27 protein-coding genes are annotated in these 23,666 nt (G+C 41.0%); 4 read left to right on the top strand and 23 right to left on the bottom strand.

The window, feature by feature from the left end; genetic code table 11:
• Window positions 1-16: 16 nt before the first annotated feature.
• Window positions 17-1,015 carry an ABC transporter substrate-binding protein gene (locus M313_RS0107845; RefSeq protein WP_010193992.1) on the bottom strand — a complete coding sequence of 333 codons (999 nt, stop codon included), beginning with the start codon at window positions 1,013-1,015 and terminating at the stop codon, window positions 17-19.
• A 265-nt stretch (window positions 1,016-1,280) separates the two neighbouring features.
• The gene (locus M313_RS0107840; protein WP_010193990.1) at window positions 1,281-2,228 is read right to left on the bottom strand and encodes an NAD(P)H-dependent flavin oxidoreductase; all 948 of its coding nucleotides are present in this window, start codon (window positions 2,226-2,228) and stop codon (window positions 1,281-1,283) included.
• 79 nt (window positions 2,229-2,307) lie between these two features.
• On the opposite strand from M313_RS0107840, the gene M313_RS0107835 reads away from it, so the two are divergent.
• A complete protein-coding gene (locus M313_RS0107835; RefSeq protein ID WP_010193988.1) occupies window positions 2,308-2,826 on the top strand; it encodes a gamma carbonic anhydrase family protein in 519 nt (172 codons plus the stop codon).
• A 333-nt stretch (window positions 2,827-3,159) separates the two neighbouring features.
• On the opposite strand, the gene paaX is transcribed toward M313_RS0107835, so the two are convergent.
• The 16 genes from paaX to M313_RS0107750 form a co-directional block, all read right to left on the bottom strand.
• Window positions 3,160-4,035 carry a phenylacetic acid degradation operon negative regulatory protein PaaX gene (gene paaX, locus M313_RS0107830; protein WP_010193986.1) on the bottom strand — a complete coding sequence of 292 codons (876 nt, stop codon included), beginning with the start codon at window positions 4,033-4,035 and terminating at the stop codon, window positions 3,160-3,162.
• 152 nt (window positions 4,036-4,187) lie between these two features.
• Window positions 4,188-5,399: a 3-oxoadipyl-CoA thiolase gene (pcaF, locus tag M313_RS0107825; RefSeq protein WP_010193985.1), complete on the bottom strand. Its 1,212-nt coding sequence runs from the start codon at window positions 5,397-5,399 to the stop codon at window positions 4,188-4,190.
• A 21-nt stretch (window positions 5,400-5,420) separates the two neighbouring features.
• Window positions 5,421-6,266 carry a 3-hydroxyacyl-CoA dehydrogenase gene (locus M313_RS0107820; protein WP_010193983.1) on the bottom strand — a complete coding sequence of 282 codons (846 nt, stop codon included), beginning with the start codon at window positions 6,264-6,266 and terminating at the stop codon, window positions 5,421-5,423.
• Between the two features lie 82 nt (window positions 6,267-6,348).
• Window positions 6,349-7,866, bottom strand: a complete 1,518-nt coding sequence (locus M313_RS0107815; protein WP_010193982.1) for an aldehyde dehydrogenase family protein — start codon at window positions 7,864-7,866, stop codon at window positions 6,349-6,351.
• A 23-nt stretch (window positions 7,867-7,889) separates the two neighbouring features.
• On the bottom strand, window positions 7,890-8,663 hold the full coding sequence (locus M313_RS0107810) for an enoyl-CoA hydratase-related protein (protein WP_010193981.1): 774 nt from the start codon (window positions 8,661-8,663) through the stop codon (window positions 7,890-7,892).
• A gap of 12 nt (window positions 8,664-8,675) precedes the next feature.
• Entirely contained in the window at window positions 8,676-9,455 is a 780-nt protein-coding gene (locus M313_RS0107805) for an enoyl-CoA hydratase/isomerase family protein (protein WP_010193979.1), read from the bottom strand.
• Complete coding sequence (locus M313_RS0107800; RefSeq protein ID WP_010193977.1) at window positions 9,448-9,756, bottom strand: EthD family reductase; 309 nt, start codon at window positions 9,754-9,756, stop codon at window positions 9,448-9,450. The genes M313_RS0107805 and M313_RS0107800 overlap by 8 nt, the downstream gene beginning before the upstream one ends.
• A gap of 93 nt (window positions 9,757-9,849) precedes the next feature.
• On the bottom strand, window positions 9,850-10,341 hold the full coding sequence (paaD, locus tag M313_RS0107795) for a 1,2-phenylacetyl-CoA epoxidase subunit PaaD (RefSeq protein ID WP_010193975.1): 492 nt from the start codon (window positions 10,339-10,341) through the stop codon (window positions 9,850-9,852).
• 42 nt (window positions 10,342-10,383) lie between these two features.
• A complete protein-coding gene (paaC, locus tag M313_RS0107790; protein ID WP_010193973.1) occupies window positions 10,384-11,205 on the bottom strand; it encodes a 1,2-phenylacetyl-CoA epoxidase subunit PaaC in 822 nt (273 codons plus the stop codon).
• Window positions 11,202-11,549, bottom strand: coding sequence for a 1,2-phenylacetyl-CoA epoxidase subunit PaaB (gene paaB, locus M313_RS0107785; protein ID WP_010193971.1), 348 nt, complete (start codon window positions 11,547-11,549; stop codon window positions 11,202-11,204). The genes paaC and paaB overlap by 4 nt, the downstream gene beginning before the upstream one ends.
• A gap of 16 nt (window positions 11,550-11,565) precedes the next feature.
• Window positions 11,566-12,534 (bottom strand): 1,2-phenylacetyl-CoA epoxidase subunit PaaA, encoded by a 969-nt coding sequence (gene paaA, locus M313_RS0107780; RefSeq protein WP_010193964.1) that lies wholly within the window; start codon window positions 12,532-12,534, stop codon window positions 11,566-11,568.
• Window positions 12,535-12,621: 87 nt separating this feature from the next.
• Window positions 12,622-13,941, bottom strand: a complete 1,320-nt coding sequence (locus M313_RS0107775) for a phenylacetate--CoA ligase family protein (protein WP_010193961.1) — start codon at window positions 13,939-13,941, stop codon at window positions 12,622-12,624.
• Window positions 13,942-14,112: 171 nt separating this feature from the next.
• On the bottom strand, window positions 14,113-15,273 hold the full coding sequence (locus M313_RS0107770) for a DUF2812 domain-containing protein (protein WP_010193958.1): 1,161 nt from the start codon (window positions 15,271-15,273) through the stop codon (window positions 14,113-14,115).
• Window positions 15,274-15,832: 559 nt separating this feature from the next.
• Window positions 15,833-16,498, bottom strand: coding sequence for a bacillithiol biosynthesis deacetylase BshB2 (gene bshB2 / locus M313_RS0107760; RefSeq protein WP_010193954.1), 666 nt, complete (start codon window positions 16,496-16,498; stop codon window positions 15,833-15,835).
• 18 nt (window positions 16,499-16,516) lie between these two features.
• Window positions 16,517-16,858, bottom strand: coding sequence for a YojF family protein (locus M313_RS0107755; RefSeq protein WP_010193952.1), 342 nt, complete (start codon window positions 16,856-16,858; stop codon window positions 16,517-16,519).
• Window positions 16,859-16,988: 130 nt separating this feature from the next.
• Complete coding sequence (locus tag M313_RS0107750) at window positions 16,989-17,585, bottom strand: alpha/beta hydrolase (protein ID WP_010193949.1); 597 nt, start codon at window positions 17,583-17,585, stop codon at window positions 16,989-16,991.
• A gap of 147 nt (window positions 17,586-17,732) precedes the next feature.
• On the opposite strand from M313_RS0107750, the gene M313_RS0107745 reads away from it, so the two are divergent.
• Window positions 17,733-18,236: a spore coat protein gene (locus tag M313_RS0107745; protein ID WP_010193946.1), complete on the top strand. Its 504-nt coding sequence runs from the start codon at window positions 17,733-17,735 to the stop codon at window positions 18,234-18,236.
• 41 nt (window positions 18,237-18,277) lie between these two features.
• Here the strand turns inward: M313_RS0107745 and M313_RS23040 are convergent, their stop codons facing one another.
• Window positions 18,278-19,405: a hypothetical protein gene (locus M313_RS23040; RefSeq protein WP_010193945.1), complete on the bottom strand. Its 1,128-nt coding sequence runs from the start codon at window positions 19,403-19,405 to the stop codon at window positions 18,278-18,280.
• A 327-nt stretch (window positions 19,406-19,732) separates the two neighbouring features.
• Between M313_RS23040 and M313_RS23035 the strand changes: the two genes are divergently transcribed.
• Window positions 19,733-20,266, top strand: a complete 534-nt coding sequence (locus M313_RS23035; protein WP_326929593.1) for a ZIP family metal transporter — start codon at window positions 19,733-19,735, stop codon at window positions 20,264-20,266.
• Between the two features lie 240 nt (window positions 20,267-20,506).
• On the opposite strand, the gene M313_RS0107730 is transcribed toward M313_RS23035, so the two are convergent.
• The 3 genes from M313_RS0107730 to deoD all read right to left on the bottom strand — a co-directional run bounded on the left by M313_RS0107730 (window position 20,507) and on the right by deoD (window position 22,719).
• A complete protein-coding gene (locus tag M313_RS0107730) occupies window positions 20,507-21,364 on the bottom strand; it encodes a D-Ala-D-Ala carboxypeptidase VanY (protein WP_010193942.1) in 858 nt (285 codons plus the stop codon).
• 179 nt (window positions 21,365-21,543) lie between these two features.
• On the bottom strand, window positions 21,544-21,951 hold the full coding sequence (locus M313_RS0107725) for a secondary thiamine-phosphate synthase enzyme YjbQ (protein ID WP_010193939.1): 408 nt from the start codon (window positions 21,949-21,951) through the stop codon (window positions 21,544-21,546).
• A 63-nt stretch (window positions 21,952-22,014) separates the two neighbouring features.
• Window positions 22,015-22,719, bottom strand: a complete 705-nt coding sequence (gene deoD / locus M313_RS0107720; protein WP_010193936.1) for a purine-nucleoside phosphorylase — start codon at window positions 22,717-22,719, stop codon at window positions 22,015-22,017.
• 322 nt (window positions 22,720-23,041) lie between these two features.
• Here deoD and yoyE point away from each other — a divergent pair, with 322 nt between their 5' ends.
• A complete protein-coding gene (gene yoyE / locus M313_RS26120) occupies window positions 23,042-23,185 on the top strand; it encodes a protein YoyE (protein WP_010193932.1) in 144 nt (47 codons plus the stop codon).
• Between the two features lie 39 nt (window positions 23,186-23,224).
• On the opposite strand, the gene M313_RS0107705 is transcribed toward yoyE, so the two are convergent.
• Window positions 23,225-23,539: a YodL domain-containing protein gene (locus M313_RS0107705; protein WP_010193931.1), complete on the bottom strand. Its 315-nt coding sequence runs from the start codon at window positions 23,537-23,539 to the stop codon at window positions 23,225-23,227.
• Window positions 23,540-23,666: the final 127 nt, after the last annotated feature.

The raw sequence follows: 23,666 nt of genomic DNA, 5'->3' as shown, positions 1-23,666 counted from the left end.
GTTGTCTTAAAAATTCTTATTTTTCATCATAGAATTCTGCAAACTCAGTCCAAGCATCTTGCACTTCCAAGCCCTGAGCTTCCGCAGCTTCTGTGTTGATTGTTAACTTCAAGCTTTGTGGGTAGGATACTGGAATTTCTGAAGGATCTTTTTCCCCTTTAAGAACTTGAACTGCCATTAAGCCAGTTTCATAACCTAAGTCGTAATAGTTAAATCCACTTGCCGCAACTGCTCCAGCTTCCATGGAATCAAGGTCTCCTGCAAACAAAGGAATCTTTTCATTCGTTGCAATTGTAATGAGTGATTGTATAGCTGAAACAACCTGATTATCCGTTGGCATATACATAGCGTCTACTCTTCCTATCAAAGATTCAGCAGCCTGCTGGACTTCTGCAGATGTTGAGATTGATGCTTCTACTAGTTTTCCGCCTTTTTCCTCAACAAGACTTTTTACTGTTTCAACCTGAACAACGGAATTTTGTTCTCCAGTATTATAGATAACACCAATATTTTTCGCACCAAGCTCGTCCATCATAAAATTGATGGTAGTAGCAATAGCATCAGGGTGTGTATCTGAAGTACCTGTGATGTTTTCACCTGGCTTTTCAAAAGATTCTACTAGCTCTGCACCAACAGGGTCAGTTACAGATGTAAAAATGATGGGAATATCTTTTGTCGCCTGCAAGACACTTTGCGCACTTGGAGTGGAGTTAGCAAAGATCAAATCCACTTCATCTGCCACAAACTTGTCTGCGATAGGCTTGTTGTTATTCGGATCTCCTTGAGCATTTTGAACATCATATTTGACATTTTCGCCTTCTTTGTAGCCATTGTCCTCTAACGCCTTCTTAAACCCTTCAAACGCTGAATCCAAAGAAGGATGCTCAGCAATTTGGGTTACCCCTACAACCACTTCGTCCTTTGCATCCCCGCTTGTTGAATCAGAACTACAGCCAACTAGTAAAGCTGCGCATGCCATACTTGCCAAAATAGATTTCATCTTGAACTTTTTCATACTTATCCCCCTTATATATGTTTATAAGCTACATAAAATTATGTAAGCCTTTGAAACCGTTTACATTTTGTGTTTGTCTATGATGGACAAAACGTTATTCGTTTTTTCAACGTTATATTAACACCAAAAAACAAATAGTGTCAATATATTCGAAAAATTTAAATAAATTTATTATTTTACAATAAATACGCCATTTTTCCCTAAAACCCTTTTCTTTTATAAATAAAAAAAGAAACCTCCGATTGGATAAGAGGTTTCTTGCTATTTAAAATTGTGCTATGGCTTTATGTAGCTGCTCTTTTGCTTCCGTCACCATTTGCTCAAATAGTTCATTTACAGTTGGGATCGTTTTGATGATACTTGATATTTGTCCGCCATTAATGAATCCTTGCTCTAGCTCACCCTCTACTGCGCCTTTAATATGGTGATCCTCGGTAGTTAACAAATTAAATTCTTCAAGTGTTATCCCTTTTTGTTCTTTTTTTAGAAGTAGGTCAGCATATGGAGTTCGGATGACCCTTCTTACTCTCCCAACAGTTCTACCAACAATGACAGTACCTTGATCATCTGCCTCTAAGATAGAGTTCTTGTAATGACTGTGAAAAGGTGCTTCTTTTGTTGCAATCAACCGGGTTCCCATCTGAACCCCAGATGCACCAAGGGCGATAGCGGCAGCAAGCCCCTTCCCATTCCCTATTCCCCCGGCGGCTACAACAGGTATGGACACAGCCTCTACCACTTGTGGAATCAATGTCATAGTCGTTGTTTCAAGATTTGAATTGATGCCGGCAGCTTCATATCCTTCTGCCACAATAATATCAGCTCCGGCATTTTCTGCTTTAATTGCCTGCTTAGGTGAAGCGACCACACAAATGACCGTTATCCCATTTTCTTTTAACTTAGGAATATAAGGAGCCGGGTTCCCTGCTGACAGGGAGACAACCGGTACCTGGTGCTTAATAATGAGTTTTAAAACTTCTTTTGTATAAGAAGAAACCGACAAAGCAACATTCACTGCAAAAGGTTTTTCCGTGAGTTGTTTGGTTTTTATAATGATCTCTTCCACTTCATCCGGCTTCATCGTACCTGCCCCTATTGTACCAAGGCCCCCTGCGTTGGAGACAGCTGCAGTTAATGGAGCATTACTTATATTTCCCATTCCGCCTTGGATGATCGGAAAGTTTATTTTTAGAATTTCTTTTAGTTTATTCATCAATTATTTCACCCCTCGTAAAAATAATGTTATACTAATTTTAATATTTAGACAATAATATTTAGGGAGTGATTGATGAATGATTTATCCTTTTGGTGGTAAGAAACCGCAACTTCATGATTCAGTATTTGTAGCACCTGGCGCACGAATTATCGGTGACGTTACAATTGGGGAAGAATCGACGGTTTGGTTCAACGCCGTTCTTCGGGGTGATGAAGGACCAATAACCATTGGAAAAAGATGCAGCATACAGGATAACGTAACTGCACATTTATACGAAGGATTCCCATTAGTGGTGGAGGATGAAGTAACAGTAGGACATACTGCCATTCTTCATGGTTGTACGGTTAGAAAACGATGCATTGTAGGAATGGGTTCTACGATCTTAGATGGAGCGGATATTGGCGAAGAGAGTATCATTGGTGCCAATACATTAATTCCTTCCGGTAAAAAGATTCCTCCTCGTTCGTTGGTTGTTGGGTCCCCTGGTAAGGTTATTCGTGAATTAACAGACAAGGATTTGGAGCTCATTCAGTTGTCCATTGATACATATGTGCAAAAAGGGAAGGATTATCAGAAGGAATTGGGCGAGGGATAAACGGAAGTTGCGTGCGTGCGGGACCGGGCTGGTTTTAGATGGCTCGGTTTTATTGTTTGTTTTTTTATAAAAATGAGTGATTTGGATTGGATTTTAGGGTTAATTTTTAAGGTTCGACCATTTTGGAGCCACCTTCTACCTTAAAAAGTGAACCTTCTACACTTATTGTGCGGACGTTCTACCACAAATACCAAACCTTCTACACTTTTGAGCCGACCTTCTACCTTTCAACAAAAATCGACACTAACAATATCTACCATAATAATATTATGTAAACCAAAGGCCTCCACAAATCAAAAAGCACTTCCACCACCTAAAGTGGAAATGCCCCCCTCACTCCATAATATAAGGATGGTTCATCACATCATACTTCTTATCCTTCAATTCCAACTCATTACCGTCCTCAAAGACCTCTTCAAAAAAGCGGGAAGCTGGCTCTGCCAATTCTTTATAATACTCACTAAATAAAGAAGCGGCATGACTGCCTAGCCACATATCAGGCAACAGCTCTTCTGGCAGTCCTGGATCAACGAATAAAAACTTTCTGTATTCATGGACAAGCTTCGTCCGCTCCACGAAACATTCGGCGTCTGTCATTTGACCTTTCCCGATTTTGTTTTTGTCGATGATATACTTCTGACTATATTCTTGGATAAATTGTTGGTACCTTCCATTTATCTCGTTCAGGTCCCAACTTTTCATGACAAGTCGTTCGTTTTCGTATGGACCATGATATTCAGAGATGAAAAAGTCTACATACTCTTCAATTTCATATTTTGATATAAGATCTTTTACTTGTTTTTCTAAGGAGTTGGGCGAAATCCAGCAGCTGTTTGATAATGTTCCAAATCCACTCCAGACCAATTCTTTACGTAGTTCATCCCGAACACTTCTGATTTCTTCTGGTATGGTGTACATGAGCATGCGCCATTTTCCATCCCAAGTATCCGTTTTCAGTTTAAAAATACGTTTTGCTGCTTCGTCAATTCTTTTCACGCCGCGTTCTGTTAAAAAGTAATAACTTTTGTTTCCCTTTTTCTCCGCTTGGACCCATCCTTGCTTATTCATGCGTGATATTGCCGCACGCACGGCTTGGTCATTATGTCCAAATTCATTTAATAATTTGATTAAGCTTCCAATCCAAATTTTATTCCCATAATGCCTGACATAGTCACCATATAGAGTAAAAATCATTGATCTTGTATTCATTCTAGCATCCTCTTTCTACCACATAAGATAAATCGCTATATTACAGTAATTTCATTTTAACAGAGTAACGCGTTATAGAAAAGATGGAAACGGAAAACGCATCCTAACATCCCACTAAAAAAGCATCCCAAAGAATCATAGAGCAATATCCTCTATGATTCTTGTGGTCTCTCTACTATCGTAGCAATCCCCTGACCAACACCTACACACATCGTCGCAAGGCCGTATCGCACACCCCGCTTATTCATTTCATGCACAAGCGTAGTTAAGATCCTTGCCCCACTGGCACCAAGAGGGTGTCCGAACGCAATTGCCCCTCCATTAACATTCACTCTGCTTGGATCTAATTCCAGTTGACGAATACATTCAAGCGATTGAGATGCAAATGCTTCATTTAACTCAATGAGGTCTAAATCTCCAACAGACAACCCGGCCCGCCCTAGTGCCTTCCTAGTGGCATAGATCGGCCCTATTCCCATGATGGATGGAGTAAGACCTGCAGCAGCAGACGTGACATACCTCGCTAAAGGCTTCAAGCCAAGCTCTTTCGCTTTTTCTGCACTCATCAAGAGCAGTGCCGACGCTCCGTCATTCACACCTGACGCGTTGCCTGCAGTGATTGTGGTACCTTCGCCAAAAATAGGTTTCAGGTTACTCAGTTTTTCCAAACTCGTCTCTGGTCGCGGATGTTCGTCGCAATCTACAATTGTTTCTTTGCCTTTTCTATCCACAATCGTGACGGGAACCATCTCATCCTTAAAGCGGCCGGATTCCATTGCCACTTTTGCTTTTTGCTGGCTTTCAAAGGCAAAAACATCTTGATCTTCACGGGAAACGGAGAACTCTTTAGCCACGTTTTCTGCCGTTTGCGGCATCGTGTCTACTCCGTACATTTTTTCGAGTTTTCTGTTTGTAAATCTCCAGCCGATAGTTGTATCCATCAGTTCCATATTGCCGCGGGGATAATCCAATTCTGGCTTTGCCATGACATATGGGGCTCTTGTCATGCTCTCGGTCCCGCCGGCTATGAAAATATCGCCTTCTCCTACCATAATGGCTCGTGCCGCAAAATTCACCGCATCAAGACCGGAGCCGCATAAACGGTTGATCGTGGTACCTGCCACCTCTACCGGAAGCCCGGCCAATAGAGCACTCATCCTTGCAACATTGCGGTTATCTTCCCCTGCTTGATTGGCATTGCCGAACACGACTTCCTCTATTTCATTTACCGGCACATTCGGATTTCTTTCTACAAGAGCCTTGATTACGACCGCTCCAAGGTCATCCGGGCGAACGGCCTTTAACGCACCTTTATACCTTCCAATCGGTGTTCGGCAAGCATCTACTATTACAACTTCCTTCATATTGGACACCTCTCTCGTTGTTTATTGGTAGTCATAAACTCCTTTTCCACTTTTCCTGCCAAGTCTTCCGGCTTTCACATACTTTTCTAGCAGAGGTGCCGGGCGATACTTTTCCCCTAACTTTTCATGAAGATATTTCAGGTTATTTAGGCGAGTATCCAAGCCCACCAGGTCTCCAAGTTCGAATGGACCCATCGGATAATTGAGTCCAAGCTTGATTGCCTTATCGATTTCTTCTGGAGTACCTACCCCTTCTTGGAGCATATAAAAGGCTTCGTTCCCGACAAGTGCACTGATTCTGCTAGTCACAAAGCCAGGAAATTCATTGACAACCACCGTTTCTTTTCCCATTTTTTCTGCGGCATTACGGATATATTCTGCCGTTTCATCGCTTGTTTCTAGACCACGGACAATTTCCACCAGTTTCATTTTATGAACAGGGTTAAAAAAGTGCATCGCGATCACTTTTTCTGGTCTTGAAGTGAAACTACCTATCTCAGTTGGACTCATCGTAGAGGTGTTGGAAGCAAAATAACACTGTGCAGGTGCTACTTTATCTATCTTTTCGTAAACAGATTTCTTAATTTCCATGTTTTCAGGTACTGCTTCTATAATAAGATTTGCTTCCTTCACGGCTTCCTCAAGTTCTGTTGAATAAAATAGGCTATCCCTCAATTCTCCTGCTGATTGCTCTGTTAATTTCCCTTTTTCCAACCCTTTGGAGATAATGATTTCTATTTCATTTCTAGCTCCTGCAAGCTGTTCTTCTTTTACATCAATTAACGTTGTATGGTACCCGCCTAGGGCACTTACATATGCGATGCCACGACCCATGACACCTGAACCGATGACCACTACTTTTTCCATGTAGACTCTCCTCCTTCAACATGCTGTAAAAAAAGCAAAGAGGACCATGCCCCTTTGCTCCAAAAATTAAGATTTATTCTTTTTATACACCAAAAGGATTGAGCGGACGGTTTCCAAAGTATGAAATGATGCTCTTCGTTTCTGTGTAAAGATCCAGCGTTTCAATGCATAGTTCACGTCCGAAGCCGGATTGCTTGTATCCGCCGAATGGTGTTCCCGGGAATGCGGAGAATGGGCAGTTGACCATTACGATTCCAGCTTGAATCTGTTTCGCAACGCGTGTCGCGCGGCCATGGTCTTTTGTCCAAATAGCTGAACCAAGTCCATATTCGCTGTCATTGGCAAGCTTAACGGCTTCTTTCTCATCGCTAAATGGCATAACAACCACTACAGGTCCGAAAATCTCTTCTTTTACCACTTTCATTTCGTGTGTCACACCTGTTATGATGGTTGGCTCATACCAGAAACCATTTTCATAGCCTTCCACTTTCGCCACTTTCCCACCTAAAACGATGTTAGCTCCTTCTTCTTTTGCAGATTGAACATACCCGTCAATGACATCTAACTGACCTTGGTTGATAATGGCCCCAATGTGGGTTTCTTTTGCAAAAGGATCGCCAAGAGAAAGCTTTTTCGCTTTTTCTACGAACTTTTCCATAAACGCGTCATAAATATCTTCGTGAACGTATAGACGGGAACGCGCTTCACAAGATTGACCTGTATTATAGAAAATTCCAAATAAGGATCCGTCTACAGCAGCATCAATGTCTGCATCTTCAAATACTAGATTAGGAGACTTGCCGCCAAGCTCCAAAGTTACTCGTTTAAGTGTTTGAGAGGCTTTCTCCATAATATCTTTTCCGATTGGAGTAGACCCAGTGAATGCTACTTTGTCTACTTGAGGATGCTCAACCAAATAGTTTCCAACTTCAGATCCGGCACCAGGGATGATGTTGACAACTCCCTCAGGAACTCCTGCTTCTACGCAGATTTCACCTAAGACAATGGCAGTTAACGGAGTTAGGGTAGCTGGTTTTACAACAACGGAACAACCTACCGCTATTGCCGGGGCAATCTTCCATGCTGCCATCATTAATGGATAGTTCCAAGGAATGATTTGCGCACAAACACCTACTGGTTCTTTTTCTGTGAAGTTGTGGAATTGACCTGGAACATTATTTACAGATCCACGGTGTCCCACGATCGCACCTGCATAGAACTCAAAGTCTTCGATTGCTTGCATAACTTGCCCTTGGGCAGCTGCAAGGGATTTCCCTGTATCTAAAATCTCTAACTCTACCAGCTCGTTGAAACGGGAGCGCATAATAGAAGCAATTTTATTTAACGTTCTTGCACGCTTGTTTAAAGGGAACAGTTTCCACTTTCCTTTATCGAATGCTTGACGCGCTGCTTGGACCGCTTTCTCCGCGTCTTCTTTTGAAGCTTTCGCGATCGTTGCAACTGCTTCTCCAGTTGCAGGATTGTAAGTGGTAAACGTTTCTCCTGTAGAACTGTCCAAGCGTTGACCCGCGATAATAAGTTGATAAGTGTCTCGTTTCATATTCAGTTGTTCCATTTTTTGTTCTTTAACTGTAGACATACTCTCATCTCCTTTAGTTTTTATTATCTTCCTTTAAAAGCCGGTTTTCTTTTTTCTATAAAAGAAGTTACCCCTTCTTTGTGGTCTTCTGATAGACCGGCAATTCTCTGACCATACGCTTCCTGCTCCAAATACTCCTCATACGTAACGTTCCAACTTGCTTGTATGGATCGTTTAATGAGTCCAATCGCTTGTGTAGGCATGTTAGCAAGTTTGTTCGCAAAAGCTTCCACTTCTTCGTTCCAACCGTCTACTGGGACCACTTTGGTGACAAGTCCGTATTCTTTTGCCTGTTCTGCTTTAATTTTCTCTCCTAATATAGCTAACTCTAATGCTTTTGCAGTACCTACTAACTTAGGGAGAAAATACAGATTTCCAGAGTCAGGTATTAATCCGACATGGATAAACGCTTGGACAAAGCTCGCTTTTTCAGAAACAATTCGAAAATCACATGCTAAGGCTAGACTGAAACCGGCTCCGGCTGCAACACCATTAACAGCCGCAATGACTGGCTTTTCACAACGGGCCAACTGCTTCATCATCGGCCCATATCTTGTACGCAGGACATGACCATGATCCATATTTTCATCTACTTCCGCAAGGTCCTGGCCAGAGGAGAAAGCTCTGCCCTCTCCAGAGATTACAATGGCTCGAACACTTTCATCTCCACTTGCCTGCTTTAATGCTTTCGTGATTTCTTTATTCATCTGCTCTGTAAACGCATTCAATTTATCCGGCCGGTTCATGATGACCCATGCAACCTGGTTCACTACTTCATATTTGATAGTTTCAAACATGGTATCTCCCCCTTATTCCCCTTCAAATTTAGGCTTGCGCTTTTCCTTAAATGCACGCATGCCTTCTTTTTGATCGTTGGATGCAAACAAAAGATAAAAATTCTTACGCTCGTATTGCATTCCTTCATACACGGAATAGTCCACTGCCTTATGGACAGATTCTTTGATCAATCGAAGGGAAAGAGGTGGTTGTTTCGCTATTTTATGTGCAAAGCGCATGGTTTCTTCCATTAATAGTTCTTTCGGGATGACGCGGTTGATTACTCCATAGTGCAAGGCTTCCTTTGCACTCATTCTGTCACCTGTAAGCAGCCATTCCATTGCTTTTGATTTTCCCATTAATTTCGTCAATCTCTGGGTTCCCCCAGCCCCAGGCATGACCCCGAGGCTAATTTCAGGAAATCCGAACTCTGCATCTTGTGCCGCATATAAGATGTCACAACACAATGCGAGTTCAAATCCTCCTCCAAGAGCAAACCCTTGAACTGCACCAATAATTGGTTTCTTTACCCAAGCAAGGCGATCCCATTCGGTGAATTGATTTAACAACTCCAGTTCAATAGCTGTAGCTTCTGCCATTTCATCAATATCTGCTCCCGCTGCAAAAGCACGTCCATTTCCGGCAAGTACCATAGCTTTGACTTTATCGTTTCGGTCAAACTCCTCTAAAACGGTTACAATTTCTGTAACCATCGGCCTATTGATTGCGTTCAACACTTTTGGTCTATTGAGTTTGACGATGCCTATCGAGCTTTCAATGGAAACTTCGATATACTCGTACGTTTTACTCATTCACTTCTTCACCAATCATCAAAGTGACAAGATTGCCGGCGAAGCTCATTAAATCCTTTCCAGATGCTTTCGCTTCATCCGTTCTCATCGCTTGCTTTAACGCGTCATGGCTATCGTAATACATTTCACACATTAAATAGTACTTGCCTTCTCCGCCCATTGGACTGCCTACGACTTTCGTAACTTCCATTTTGCGTAAACCAGGGATCTTAGCAGTGATAGGTGCATGCGTGTCGAAGTAGTGTTGATCAAAAGCTTCCTTGTTTTCAGGGTGTTTGTAAAGTGCGATTAATTTTACCATTCTAAATCTCTCCTTTTATGGGCTCTGATTATTGTCAAAGAGCCGTTATTTATGTAATTGCCCAACAGAATTTCTTCTGTAAGGCAGTGGTACTTACATCATGGTTGAAACAGGTTTCATTGCTTCGAAAGGATTTTTGCACCCTTTGCAGTAAAGAATGCTTCTACAGGCGGTCGGGCCAAAGATGTTATCTAATGTGGTATAGGTCGATCCGCAATAAGGACAATCCACATGCCATTCACCGGAGTCATCCAGTGTCGGCGGTGGAGCAATTCCAAATTCTTTCAAATGGATTCTTCCTTGTGCTGTAATCCGGTCAGAAGTCCATGGTGGCTGGTAGATGAATTGAACGTCTACCTTTTGGAATAATCCTAAGTTAGTAATCTCGTTTTCTACATTCTTTTTGATAATTTCCAGGGCTGGACACCCCATGAATGTAGGCAGCATCTGAATCATCACTTCCTGATTTTTTACAGCAATTGCTTCCACCATACCGAGATCGACCACACTGACAGAATCTATTTCAGGATCTTTTACATGCTGCAGGGCATCCCAAACCTTCATCATATTTACTTCTTCCTGCATAATGTCATCATTCCTTTTTGTTGGGCTAAAAGGTGGATCCGCTTACCACACTGCTGCTGGATTGCTATTATAGACTTCGCTCAACGTTAAGAGGGCATCATCCAAGTCCTTGGTATGTTCACCTTGCCTGCCGTTCCCACTTTTCATTCCCATATTGGCAGGAAAAGTCATTTCCACTTTCTCAAACATATTCGTCATTTCTTCTGTAAAGCGAAGGCGAGTATCTTCCTCTGAATCTATTAGTTGGTGCTGTGTAATTTGAACACTACTAGGTCCCAATGAAAGTACACCCTCAAATTCTTCTACCACTCTATCAATGGCCGCTTTCATTCTAGTCTTAGCTTCACCATTTGCTGTACACAATTGTTTGAACCAGGTTCTCCAGTGCAATAAGTGATAATAAAGTTCCATATTCACCTTTACAGCCACATGTTTCAGAGGTTCATAGGAGGAGTTTTTCAATGCCTCCACTTTAATTTTCTTGGCCTGTGTGTAAAAATAATGCCTTACGACTGTGTAAGCCCAATCATATTTAGGTTCCGTGAGATAAGTACCGGATCCATTCACTTTTTCCAAAAGAACTGCATTAACCCTATCAGCTGCCTTTCTTCCATGTGCAAGTGCATCCATATCCCCTTCACCTAAATCCTCAAGCAGTTGATAATACATGGCAGCATGCCCCATCGTGTCTTGATTTATGGAAGAAAAAGCAACGTCCTCTTCAATATGCGGTGCTAGGCCCAGCCATTCCGATCCCCTGTAGGCAATAATGAAATCGTCGTCGGCCAGTTGATATAATAACGCTGTAAGGGCTTTATAATACGATGCATCCCTTTTGGCTTCTTCTACAGTTGCTATATTCATCCTTTTTTCTTCCCTCCCCAAGACATGATTTCCTGTTCATCAAGCATCCCCTGCTCATAGTGGCGCCATTTTTTCTTCAAATACCCATAACCTTTCGTGTTTCGGTAGTCCTTATTGTCAATTCTCTGCAAGGATTGACGTTCTTCTTGAGACATCTTCCGAATATCACTGCGTTGTACCACCCAAATATCGGCGGCAGGTTCCCGCCTCATAAAGTTTTCTTGTGCCATGACAAGCGCAATTTCTTTGTTTGGAGCAAGTAGACTGAACTGATATTGCATCGGAGCTGTGTGGGTTCTTTTACTAAATACTTCAAATTCTTTATAAAAGCCTTTTGTACTCAATTTTCAAGCTCCTCCTTCACCCTGCTGTTGTTTCGGAGCTTAACGCTTCACGAACCCATGCATTATTTTCGTGTGCAATCACTCTTAATCTCAGACGATCCTGTGATTTGGGACCTTTATTTCTTATAATGTCTTTAAAGTTATTCCAGTTGGGTTGTTTGTAAATCCATTTTTCTTCTTTTTCATCAAAATGCATCGTTTCATCTGGCAAGGTTAAGCCAAGCGATAATACTCTTGGGATGTATTTAGTGAAAAAATCCTGGCGAAGTTCTTCATTGCTTTTGGTGCGGATATTATATTTCATGGTGATGTCTTGCTTTGATGTACCAGTTGTCGAAGCATCTGCCGGTCCAAAGAACATTAACAAAGCTTCCCACCAGCGATTAATAGAGTCTTGTATCATATTTCTTTGTTCTTCTGTTCCTTCGGCAAGCGCCATAATAATAGCCTCACCATGTTGAGCATGAAAAACTTCTTCTGCACATATCCGCTTAAGCGCTCTTGCATAAGGTCCATAAGAAGCATCAAGCATATTCGTCTGGGATATGATGGCCGCTCCGTCTACAAGCCATCCGATCAGGCCTGCATCACCCCATGTCGGGGCTTCCATATGAAACACATTATGAAACTTCAAATCTCCTGAAAATAAATCTTGCATTATTTCTTCCCGGGATTTCCCGTAAGGCTCCATCAAATCTTCTGCCACACGTAATAGAAGCTGTCCATGGCCCATTTCATCTTGAACTTTCGCCATGATCCCAAGCTTTCTTTTTAACGTAGGAGCTTTTGGTACCCATTCCTTTTCTGGAAGCGCTCCCATTATTTCGCTGATTGCATGCATCGAAATCAGTTTAATTAATGTTTTACGGTATTCTTCCGGCATCCAGTCATCTGCTTCAATCTTTTCTCCAGCCTGAATACGTTGCATAAAATGTTCATGTTTCTCTTCTTCCGTCAAGCGGTCAAACGATAATGAGTTGGTCATTTTCGCCGCCTCCTATTTCTATAACGTTTATTTAACGTCATTATAATATAATGTTATACGTTTATCAACACTGAAAGTTCTGAACCTTTAAGAATGCGAAAACCTTCGATCGACAATACGAACCGCTTTTCCTTCAGACCGGGGGATAGTTCTAGGTTCCACAACGCTTGCTTTTACATGAATCAAGCATTTGGACTTCAAATCATATTCTACCTTTTGTGCGATGATCTTCATCATTTCCTGTCTTTTTGCTGAGTCTGTTTGTATAAATGTATGCGCTTGCATTTCTACCTGGACCTCGACTGAATCTAAGTTTTTCTCACGTGAGACGAAGATCTGATAATGTGGTGCTAAATCCTTTATTTGCAATAATGTGTGTTCAATTTCGGAAGGAAAGATATTTACCCCTCTAATAATTAACATATCATCTACTCTACCTTTAACTCTTGACATTTTCGTTGTCGTGCGTCCGCAAACACATGTCTCTCTTTTTATCGAAGCTATGTCTCCTGTCCTGTAACGAAGGATTGGCATGGCTTGCTTTGTAAGACTAGTGAATACAAGCTCTCCTACTTCCCCCTCTGGCAATACATCCAGAGTTTCTGGATTAATCACTTCTACATAAAAATGATCTTCTGCAACATGCAGGCCATCCTGCGCCTCATGACACTCCATTGCCACTCCAGGGCCTATTACTTCACTTAATCCGTATATATCGCATGCTTTTATCGCTAATTTATCTTCTAATGTTCTTCTCATCTCTTCCGACCAAGGCTCAGCTCCAAAAATTCCGTACTGTAAAGAAGTCTCTTTTGGATTAATTCCTAAATCTATCATCCTGTCAGCAATGTTGAGCACATAGGAAGGTGTCCCACAAATAACCGAAGGCTTAAAATCCTGAATTAATTGAATCTGCCTATCTGTGTTCCCGCCAGAAACCGGAACTGTAATCATCCCGAGTTTTTCACTGCCATAATGCAGTCCGAGTCCTCCTGTAAAAAGACCGTACCCGTAGGCATTATGAAGGATGTCTCCTATCTTTCCTCCAGCCATTGAAATGGCACGTGCTGCTATATCACTCCACATATTGATATCTTCTTGTGAGTAGGCAACAACTGTAGGCTTCCCACTGGTTCCGGATGAGGCATGGAGCCTTGTTATTTGACTTCTCGGGATAGCAAATAGTCCGAACGGATAGTTTTCGCGCAGTTCTTTTTTGGTGGTAAAGGGTAATTTGTGTATGTCATGGATGGTTTGAACATCAGCAGGTGTGATCGTAAAGTTGGTTAACTTTTGTCTATAAAAAGGAACATGTTGAAAGACTTTCTGTACAGCGTCTTTCAACCTGGAGGATTGAAGGAGTTGCATTTCTGGTAAAGAAAGAGTTTCAGAATCATGTAAGATCATCGATATTTCCCCTTTCACTTTTTTAATATAACGAATTTATTCCGACATCATACAATATGTAATATTGTTTAACATCATTAAAATAACCTTGAAGGGAAGAAATGTCAACTGATAATTCTGAATATTATATTTTCACAACAAAAAAAGCAGAGGCTTTTAGCTCATCTGCTTTTACTCCGTTATTTTTTGTTCCATTGCATGAATGATTTTTTCGATAGGTTCCTTGCCAAAATAGGTGACATAATAGATAATATGACCCTTTCTCGAGAGGATTGAATTCTCTAATACGTACAGTTCATCAAATGCGGTTGTACTAGAATGGGTAGCATCACCTCTATGAAGCTCTTCTTCCCTGTCAATTAAATGTTGGAATAGTCTTTCGGCTAAAAAATCGTTCCTCACAATAAATTGACGCGAGGTCAAGGAAGGCCGGTAAGGTCCACTTCCATTTTCCCATTGCTCCCCTTCGACTTCGACAAGTTGATTGAGTTCGTTTTGCTCTGGTACAAGGATGCTGGAATTTACAGAGTAGAAATTCTCACGGCTTATACTTTCTTCATAAGAATAGGGCTCATAGCTTTTGGTAAAATCTCCAATCTGGACGACAGGTAAATCCTCTTTTGGAATAGGGGGAAAACTTTTTTCCAATGGTGTATTACCCGATGTGTTCACCTTATAGAGAAAAACAACTGCTAAAAACACAATCACGCTTAATCCAATTATCTTCTTTTGCCAATATTTTTTTTGAAAGTCGGATGCGGGTTGAATCCCCTTGTTGGAATGGAGTATTTTTATTAACTTATTTAAGTGGATTAGTCCCTTTAAAATCATCAAATTTATACCAAAGAAAATGAGAATTTGCATCACTGGAAACAAAAATTCATCGTCTAGATAATTTCTAATAGGATCTAATATAAGCATGAATATAGCTAAAGCTATGCCTATTAAAGTTAGTAGCGGAATGAGATATAATCTTGTTCTTAAACTGCTTCTTAATAGTTTCAAAGACTCTGCTTGTTTTATTGGATCTGGCAGGAGTTCTTTTACGGAGCTATTAGAATTATTCCGGAAGAAATGCAGGTGGCCTCTTGATGCAACATATTTCCATCCGGCTTGTTCATATTGTTCCAGTCGCTCAGAATTTTGACTGATTGGTTCTTTGAAAATATCTGTTTTATATGTAATTGTTTGGGGTACTGCTTTCTTAAAGTGAGCGGTAAGCTTAGTCATCTTTGTAAGTTCCCAGCCTTTTGTTGCCATATCAGAGAGCCATGCTTCTTGTTCGCCTATCTGCCATAAATCCAACCATAATATCTTTTTCTTTGTTTTCAAGTGCTAGTCATCCTTCCCCAACAGATCATTGCTCTAACCTTAATAGTATATTAGAACGATTTGGGGGTAAAGGGAATATTTTGAAATAAGTGATTGGTTAACTGGGGATGAGGACCTCTCTCCCCCTTTTTTCTCTTCACTCAGGTCTTCATACCTGCCATGAGGACTCCTCTCCTCCTTTTTTCTTGTCACTCATGTCTTCATACCTCCGATGAGGACTTCTTTCCTGCGTTTTCCTTGTCACTCAGGTCTTCATACCGCCGATGAGGACTTCTCTTCTCCGTTTCCCTCGTCACTCAGGTCTTCATACCGCCGATGAGGACTTCTCTTCTCCGTTTCCCTTGTCACTCAGGTCTTCATACCGCCGATGAGGACTTCTCTTCTCCGTTTCCCTCGTCACTCAGGTCTTCATACCGCCGATGAGGACTTCTCTCCTCCGTTTTCCTTGTCACTCAGGTCTTCATACCGCCGATGAAGACTTCTCTCCTCCTTTTCCATCGTCACAGCGGTCTTCATCACGGCATGAAAAAAACCAGGAGACCACATCTCCTGATTTTTCTTATACATTATACGTCCAGAATGTTTCTCGGTATAACCAATCCTCTATTTCTGGTGCGTTTTCTTTTAACTGTTTTTCCATCAGCTCCACCCATCCGCTCGTTTGGGATTTGTGTGCTTTGATGGCTTTCAGCTTTTCTTCTGCAACAGATCGGATATCAATCGTCACATCTGGTTCGCCTATCAATTCTACGCTATTTTTCAAAATAGCTTTTCCATAAACAGTTGGTCTTTCCTGTTCAGGAAGTCTTCTCACTGCTATGGCGACCGCATTGCTCATGGCATCATGGTCAGGATGAACGCCGTGTTCTGGGTAAAAAGTAAGGACCAAGCTTGGGTTCAACTCAACCAGCGCTTCATGCACAATGTCTGCAAGGTATTCTTCATCCTCAAACTCCAACGTTTTATCATGAAGGCCAAGCATACGCAAGTCCTCAATTCCCATGACTTTACATGCATCCAATAATTCTTTTCTGCGCACTTCTGGAAGTGTCTCACGGTTGGCAAATAGTGGATTGCCAAGATTACGTCCCATTTGTCCTAGTGTGCCGCACAAATAGGTAACGGGAACACCACTTTGGGTAAAAAGTTTGATGGTGCCAGATGAGCTAAATGCCTCATCATCTGGATGTGGGAATACAACTAGTACGTGTCTTTCTGCTTCCATTCTTTTCTCTCCCTTCCCTTAAAATGGCTCCCGGCTAATTTGCAATGCCACAGCCAGTTTCCCTTCAGGATTTAAGCCAGCCAGTAGCAGTCGATCTTTATCATCCACTTCATAATGTGTCACACCTTCTGCATAGACCCAGCCGTGTTGAAGCTTCAATCCAATTCTATAAGGTCCGTTTCCAACTATTTTAGCACGCTCATAGTTCAGTGGGACATTACGTATGAATGCACCCACTGCTTGACCAGTATTGTGGTGGCCGGCATAGGCCCCGTTAGTCGTTTCCAAATGAACGAATACTTCCACATTTATCTGTTTGTCTAATTCGGCTTGCACATGTTTTTGGTCAATAATCTTCATTCTGTTCCTCCAAAGGTATGTACAGATTTTATTTCTAACTTTAGTTTAATATATGAAGCAATGGAAAGAAAATGGTTTGCTCATTTATTAACACGAAAGCGGAGTGAAAATTATCTCATTCCGCTTTCTTTCAGATGGAATCATACCACTTTTTTGATGCTTGGACTTCTGAGTGTGTTAATTGATGTCCTTGATATTCCCAGTGAACCTCGACAGTTGATCCCGCTTCTTCTAGCAACTTGCTTAGTTCTTCCGTTTCTGCTGCAGGACAGATCGGATCATTTTTTCCAGCCCCGATAAATACAGGAGTTTTGCTTAAGTCTGGAAGTTCAAGTCCTCTTCTTGGAACCATTGGATGGAATAACACAGCAGCCTTTAGCGTGTTTTCGTAATGGAAAAGCAGACTGCCGGCAATATTGGCACCATTGGAATAGCCAACAGCTATGACATTATTTCGATCAAATTCATACTTTTCCGCTGCTTCATCTAAAAAGTCATGGAGCTCTTTTGTACGAAAGATCAAGTCCTCTTCGTCAAACACTCCTTCTGACAAACGTCTAAAGAAACGCGGCATGCCATTCTCGGAAACATTTCCTCTTACACTTAGTACAGAAGCTTGAGGATCAATCATATCCGCTAAGGGAAGAAGGTCCTGCTCCGTTCCTCCTGTTCCATGCAATAAAAGTAACACTCGGTTATTGGTCCTTTTTTTAAAAATATGTTTCATAATCAGCCACTCCTCCTCTGATATATCTTGAATTCGAGATTAATTTAGTATAGTAAAAAAACGGTTGAACGTCAAACAATTGGTTCTAACATATTCCGCTAAAGGAGAATAGTTTAAAGTTAGAAAAGTCTTTCTGGAGGGATTCCTATGCTACCTTGGAACAAGATGTTTCCATTTCCAAAGGATTACATGAAGCAGGATATATTTAAGCAAACAGATGTGGAAAACTGGATGTCAAAAGCAATGCAAGGAAAATTGCCACCTAATGCCCAAACATTTGGTTCCACCGATTTTTTTGCACAGTCATTCGATTTATTAAGATCTGCTCAAGCAAAAAAGAACAAAAAGAAGAAACCTGGATTTGAGGCAAAAGTATTTGAAACCCACGAAGAAGTATTTGTTCGATTTTCCGTTGCATCTGAAGATCAGCTCTCCCAGATTAAAACATCTCATAATACGACTACATTATTTATTGATAATATACCCTCTCACGGGGCCAAACAGACCATTCCTCTACCATGCATGGTCAAAGGGAATAGCTCCAAGGCAAAATATCAAGATGGAATTGTGGAAATAAGAATACCAAAAGAAACAATAGTCCCTATTACCAAGGTCCCAATAGAAATTATTAAAACAAAACCGAAAAAATAGAAGGAGGCTCCTGGACTGTCCAGAAGCCTCCCAACCATTTTTTATAGCTGCTGAATCAAGTTGTCTAAATCCACTGTCCACGGCTCTTCAATAGAACCTCTGTAAAGTTGAAAGGTGACTTGCCTTGATTCGGTACCTGTTTTATCCCTATGGATATATAGTTTGACGGTGATGGGATAATATAGCTTTGTGTCATAATCCCGGTCCGCAGGCAAGTCAGAAAGCCTTTTAACCAAATCAATTTCTTCTAGAAACTTCACTTTTTCCTTCAACAAGACTCTATTTTTATCATCTAGAACGGACGCAAGAATAAACCAGTCATGTTGATGGATGGATAATACAGTTGCATCCACAATTTCTGCAGGTGACAATTTTTCTGTATGATCTAACCATTCACCTGCAGCTTTTTTTATCATAATGGAGTGGGCATGATCCATTTTCCGTGACTTATGGGTGATACTATCCTGGAAGTGTATGCAGAAATGTCCAGGAAAGCCGTTCTGTAAGGCCCCTTTACCGTGAGGCATTCCATGCATAGATGCAGCATATTTATGATCTTGAGATAGAATGAGAATGGCCCTGCGATCCCAACTCCATGTTCCTCTGTATATTTCTTTCATTATTTTCGTATCTTCGTTCGTTAAAGGCTGTACATCTGCATGATAAGAGCCTGCTCTTCTTTGAACTTCGAAGGTTCTCCCTGTATCCAAATCCAATACGGTGAAGCTGCTATATCGAGGCAATGCGCTATTCGCTTCATTCCATGTAATCAAATCTCCATAATGAATTTTATAAAGTTTCTTCATGTCTTTTGTTAATTGATGAACTGCTTTATCTGGCAATTCCAAAATGGCTTTGTTTTCTCTTAGGTCATATATATTCATTTGATGATCAATCGCGTATTTATTATCTTTATCAAGATTAATATATACATCTGTCGGAGGAACAGGGTGGCTAATTTCAACCCACTTCCCTTTTTTTATTGCTTTAATAACCGACTTTGGAACTGGCATTTCGGATATATATGCAGAATCAAGTGATGTCTGTGCATAATAGCGTGCCGTTTCTTCCTTTTCCCCAAAAGCGGAAACATTGCCTGGTATGCTTAAACTAAGTAAAAACAAACTGATGACAGCTACTTTCAAAACATAGGGATAAAACCTGTTCACTTTCATTCCTCCTAACAATTGAACCAAGTACCTTTGTATTTTGTCAAAAACACAATTAAAGTATGTTGTATTTTTTTTCGTACACATTAGTACTATAAGAATTTCGATGATAAGTAAGGTGAAAGTTATGACAAACGCTTTAATATGGGGAGCTGTCGCAGGCGGAGCTTTATTGCTTGGTGCGATAGTTGGGTTGTATATCCCAATCCCTCGAAAACTAACTGGATTTATTATGGCCTTTGGAACCGGCGTTCTTATTGGTGCAGCATCTTTTGAACTTATGGGGGAAGTGGAAGAGAAGACAGGGTACAGCTATGTCATTTTTGGATTTCTAATCGGCGCCACTCTGTTTACTCTTTTAGAAATGGTGATCATAAAAAAGGGGGGGGAAAAGAACGCAAACGGTCCAAGGAAAAAAGCGAAGGGCATTCTGGGATGGCGATTTTTATTGGATCTATTATGGACTCCATCCCTGAGTCTGTGATAATTGGTGTTAGCCTTATAAAATCCAATACGGTTAGCTGGGTGATTGTCCTGGCGATTTTTATCAGTAATATTCCTGAAGCGTTGTCAAGTTCGGTTGGGCTCAGAAAAGATGGTTACTCCAGAAAAAAAATATTATTTCTTTGGACAATCGTCTTTACCTTGACCACATTAAGTTCTGTCTTTGGTTTTGTTGTCTTTAAAGAGTTAAATGAACTCTACATATATCTTGTTAGTGGACTTGCAGCAGGCGGAATCATCGCGATGGTCGCTTCTACGATGATGCCCGAAGCATTTGAAGAAGGTGGTCCCATCGTAGGCCTCCTCTCCGCCCTCGGCCTCCTCTGCTCCTATGTCCTCTCAAGCGGAATATTATAAAAAACCCTCAACCAAAAGGAATGGTTGAGGGTTTGTGTTGTTGAAATATTTGCTGATCGTAGAGGAAGGCACGAAGACTCCTCGAAAATGCTAACGCATTTTCTTCGTGCGATGAATCGCTGTCGAAGCTTTCCTGTCCTATGGGAGGAAGGGACATGGAAGACCCCACAGGGCGAATGCCCGAGGAGGCTTCCGGACCGCCCATGGAAAGCGAAACATAGATCAGCCGTTAACGGTGGTTTATTGTTTTACAGCACGGTCGAAAAATTCTTCTAAGGTTAAATCATGTTCATTCATATAAGCAGCGACCTCTTTGCCAACATAACGAAGGTGCCATGGCTCATACTGATAACCTGTAATTACCTCTCCATCCTGCGGGTAACGGATAATAAATCCATACTCACTAGCATGCTCTTTCACCCATTTTCCTTCAGGGGTTTCCCCGAATTCCTCTGTCAAGTCAAGCGCAGCAGACCTGCTTGAAATGTCCATAGCCAAACCTGTTTGGTGTTCACTATGTCCTGGTATAGCAGAAACAGCATTAGTTTTTTCTTCTCCCCACTTTTTCAAGTAGGTATTATAAATTCCATATTGCGTTTCATAGGAACGATAACCAGATACTGCAAAAATTTCTACATTCTCAGCTTCTGCTGCAACAAAAAGCTCTTCCAATGCACGTGCCGCTGCTTCTCTAAGGTATTTTTTCTCATAGTCACCTTCAAAAGAAAACGGGACATCCGGAATGGTCAAATCACTTGGAACATAATCAGCTGGCAAGGACTGATTTTTATTAACTAGCACTAATAGGTTATCCGTGTTTTCAATCACCTTCTCTTCATTTAAAACGGTGAAAAACGGCTCCTCAAGCACGTACTGATTCTCATTTGTTTCAGGCGGGGCATCAGTCTGTGGTGGTCTTTCTTCCGGCTCCTCTTCTTGCTCCAGATGTTCTTCTTCTACCGGTGTCTCCTCAACAACCTCTTCTGCCGTTTCATTGGTGAAATACTCCCAAAACTTCCAATTCACATCATCCAATTGATTGGAACAACCTGTTAACAAGAGTAATATCACCAGGACAGAGAAATGTTTCTTTTTCATAAAATAATCACCTTTTTACTATTCTAATATAATCATTATGTGTTGGTTCGTTTCTGAAAATAAAAGTTCCACTCATGTGAAACATACTTAAACAGTGTACCATTAATCCATAACGCCGTAAAAAGATTTTACTGTTAAAATAGAAGATAAGAAAAAAGTCACTAGACTCCATAAGGCGATTATTCAGTGTCTTTCATCACCTTAATATAAATTTTTCTATGACGAGGTCCATCAAATTCACAGAAGAAAATCCCTTGCCAAGTACCGAGAACAAGCTCTCCGTTTTGGATGATTATCTGCTGGGAGTTCCCAAGCGTCATTGCTTTCAAGTGAGCTGCAGTATTGCCTTCCATATGCCGGTATTTGGGATGTTCCCATGGATATACTTCATCGAGTCGCATCACAACGTCCTTTATAACATCAGGATCTGCATTCTCATTAATAGTGATTCCTGCAGTTGTATGTGGACAATATACCATTACATGCCCTTCTTTTACCCCTGATTTTTGAACCAAACTCTCCACCTTAGCCGTGATATCTTGCCACTCATCCCTCTTATGTGTTTGTAGATTTAATGTTTGTAGCATAAAATGACATCCTTTCTCGTATAAAAAAGCCCTTGAGTTAAATTCCCAAGGGCTTAGTGCGTGTTATTTTTTTAATACAGCTTCCAATGCCACTTCCATCATGTCGCTGAACGTTGATTGGCGTTCTTCAGATGTTGTTTCTTCTCCAGTAAGGATATGGTCGCTTACTGTTAGAACAGATAATGCATTTCGGCCGTATTTAGCAGCTAAAGTATAAAGCGCTGCGGATTCCATCTCAATTGCAAGGATTCCATACTTGGCCCATTTTTCAAGCTCGCCGTTGTCATTGTAGAACATGTCTGCCGTGAAGACATTTCCAACTTTTAAATTCAGACCTTTTTCCACTCCAACGTCATAAGCCTTTTTGAGAAGTTCGAAATTAGCAGTCGGTGCATAGTCCACTCCACCGAATGTTAAACGGTTCATTTGAGAGTCAGTGGATGCACTCATTGCAAGGATTACGTCACGAACCTTTACATCTTTCTGGATAGCTCCGCATGTTCCTACGCGAACTAAGTTTTGCACGTTATATTCATTCATAAGTTCATTAATGTAAATAGAAATAGATGGAACTCCCATACCGGTACCTTGAACAGAGATTCTTTCACCCTTATAAGTACCTGTAAAGCCTAACATTCCTCTTACTTCATTGTAGCAGACTGCATCCTCAAGGAATGTTTCTGCAATATATTTTGCACGTAACGGATCTCCCGGTAGTAGGATCGTTTCCGCTATTTCACCTTGTTTTGCTCCAATATGTACACTCATTAAGTTACCTCCTAATTGCTCTTGCCATTGTTACTTTACAACAATGACTACTATACCATATATTACCCATGTTTCAAAAGAATCTCTCCATAAAAAAAGGGCATTCTTTTACAGTTGCAGTAGAAAATAAAAGAGAAAGAAATTCTCCTTTCAGGAAGGTGATCTAATTGAAAAAGAAGCTAAAGCAAGCTGTAGAACATGCAAATGCAACGAACACAACAAAAAAGAAAACTGCTGAACCTCACACTTCCAGACGAGATAAGCAGCAAAGCTAAAATTATATAAATGGCGTCTACCATTAACTAAAAAGGAGCTGAAATAAATGGGAAAGAAACACCGTAATAGAATTAATGGGCAAAAGAAGAATAACCATATCAGTCCTGATGCAATTGAAGCGGAACATACCGCCCACAAAAAAGAGCATTCTCCTAAAGGGCGAAAAAACGGTCCTGGAAATCATATATAAAGGGAAAAGGGCAAAGGTTGACCTTTGCCCTTACTTTAATTAGCGTACTGCGACACGATTTATTTTCTTCCAGCCTCCAAATTCCAACCGGTAATAAGTGATTCCCAAAGTACCTTCATCAATCATGATAATATCTCCAGTAGCAATAAACCGGCCTTCATAATCACGTGGAATAGAGTCTGTCACATTGAATTTTTTATATACTTGATCCACTATGTCCTGATGACTGCTTCCTTCCATGGTTAGTCGGAAAATGGGATTGTACCCTTTTGATTCTCCATAATTAGGTGTTTGCATAATGGTCACATCATATTCGCCTGTACCCATCTTCATCATTCTTTTAAGAGCCAACATCCTTTTCACCCCTCAACCATTTCTATATATACTAATTAGCAATAAGGGGTGTCGAATCCTTCATCAAATTATAAAAAGTTTTGTCGAAACGTGAAAATCTTTGCAAAAAAAGTAGATGATTCGCCTG

Source organism: Bacillus sp. m3-13, from assembly GCF_000175075.1.
GTDB lineage: Bacteria > Bacillota > Bacilli > Bacillales > Bacillaceae_I > Sutcliffiella_A > Sutcliffiella_A horikoshii_C.
This window is presented reverse-complemented; position numbering and strand designations above follow the sequence as displayed.

Coding starts and splice junctions, on each gene's coding strand:
- M313_RS0107845 (WP_010193992.1), bottom strand. CDS start 1,015: ATGAAAAAGTTCAAGATGAAATCTATTTTGGCAAGTATGGCATGCGCA.
- M313_RS0107840 (WP_010193990.1), bottom strand. CDS start 2,228: ATGAATAAACTAAAAGAAATTCTAAAAATAAACTTTCCGATCATCCAA.
- M313_RS0107835 (WP_010193988.1), top strand. CDS start 2,308: ATGATTTATCCTTTTGGTGGTAAGAAACCGCAACTTCATGATTCAGTA.
- paaX (WP_010193986.1), bottom strand. CDS start 4,035: ATGAATACAAGATCAATGATTTTTACTCTATATGGTGACTATGTCAGG.
- pcaF (WP_010193985.1), bottom strand. CDS start 5,399: ATGAAGGAAGTTGTAATAGTAGATGCTTGCCGAACACCGATTGGAAGG.
- M313_RS0107820 (WP_010193983.1), bottom strand. CDS start 6,266: ATGGAAAAAGTAGTGGTCATCGGTTCAGGTGTCATGGGTCGTGGCATC.
- M313_RS0107815 (WP_010193982.1), bottom strand. CDS start 7,866: ATGTCTACAGTTAAAGAACAAAAAATGGAACAACTGAATATGAAACGA.
- M313_RS0107810 (WP_010193981.1), bottom strand. CDS start 8,663: ATGTTTGAAACTATCAAATATGAAGTAGTGAACCAGGTTGCATGGGTC.
- M313_RS0107805 (WP_010193979.1), bottom strand. CDS start 9,455: ATGAGTAAAACGTACGAGTATATCGAAGTTTCCATTGAAAGCTCGATA.
- M313_RS0107800 (WP_010193977.1), bottom strand. CDS start 9,756: ATGGTAAAATTAATCGCACTTTACAAACACCCTGAAAACAAGGAAGCT.
- paaD (WP_010193975.1), bottom strand. CDS start 10,341: ATGCAGGAAGAAGTAAATATGATGAAGGTTTGGGATGCCCTGCAGCAT.
- paaC (WP_010193973.1), bottom strand. CDS start 11,205: ATGAATATAGCAACTGTAGAAGAAGCCAAAAGGGATGCATCGTATTAT.
- paaA (WP_010193964.1), bottom strand. CDS start 12,534: ATGACCAACTCATTATCGTTTGACCGCTTGACGGAAGAAGAGAAACAT.
- M313_RS0107775 (WP_010193961.1), bottom strand. CDS start 13,941: ATGATCTTACATGATTCTGAAACTCTTTCTTTACCAGAAATGCAACTC.
- bshB2 (WP_010193954.1), bottom strand. CDS start 16,498: ATGGAAGCAGAAAGACACGTACTAGTTGTATTCCCACATCCAGATGAT.
- M313_RS0107755 (WP_010193952.1), bottom strand. CDS start 16,858: ATGAAGATTATTGACCAAAAACATGTGCAAGCCGAATTAGACAAACAG.
- M313_RS0107750 (WP_010193949.1), bottom strand. CDS start 17,585: ATGAAACATATTTTTAAAAAAAGGACCAATAACCGAGTGTTACTTTTA.
- M313_RS0107745 (WP_010193946.1), top strand. CDS start 17,733: ATGCTACCTTGGAACAAGATGTTTCCATTTCCAAAGGATTACATGAAG.
- M313_RS0107730 (WP_010193942.1), bottom strand. CDS start 21,364: ATGAAAAAGAAACATTTCTCTGTCCTGGTGATATTACTCTTGTTAACA.
- M313_RS0107725 (WP_010193939.1), bottom strand. CDS start 21,951: ATGCTACAAACATTAAATCTACAAACACATAAGAGGGATGAGTGGCAA.
- deoD (WP_010193936.1), bottom strand. CDS start 22,719: ATGAGTGTACATATTGGAGCAAAACAAGGTGAAATAGCGGAAACGATC.
- yoyE (WP_010193932.1), top strand. CDS start 23,042: ATGGGAAAGAAACACCGTAATAGAATTAATGGGCAAAAGAAGAATAAC.
- M313_RS0107705 (WP_010193931.1), bottom strand. CDS start 23,539: ATGTTGGCTCTTAAAAGAATGATGAAGATGGGTACAGGCGAATATGAT.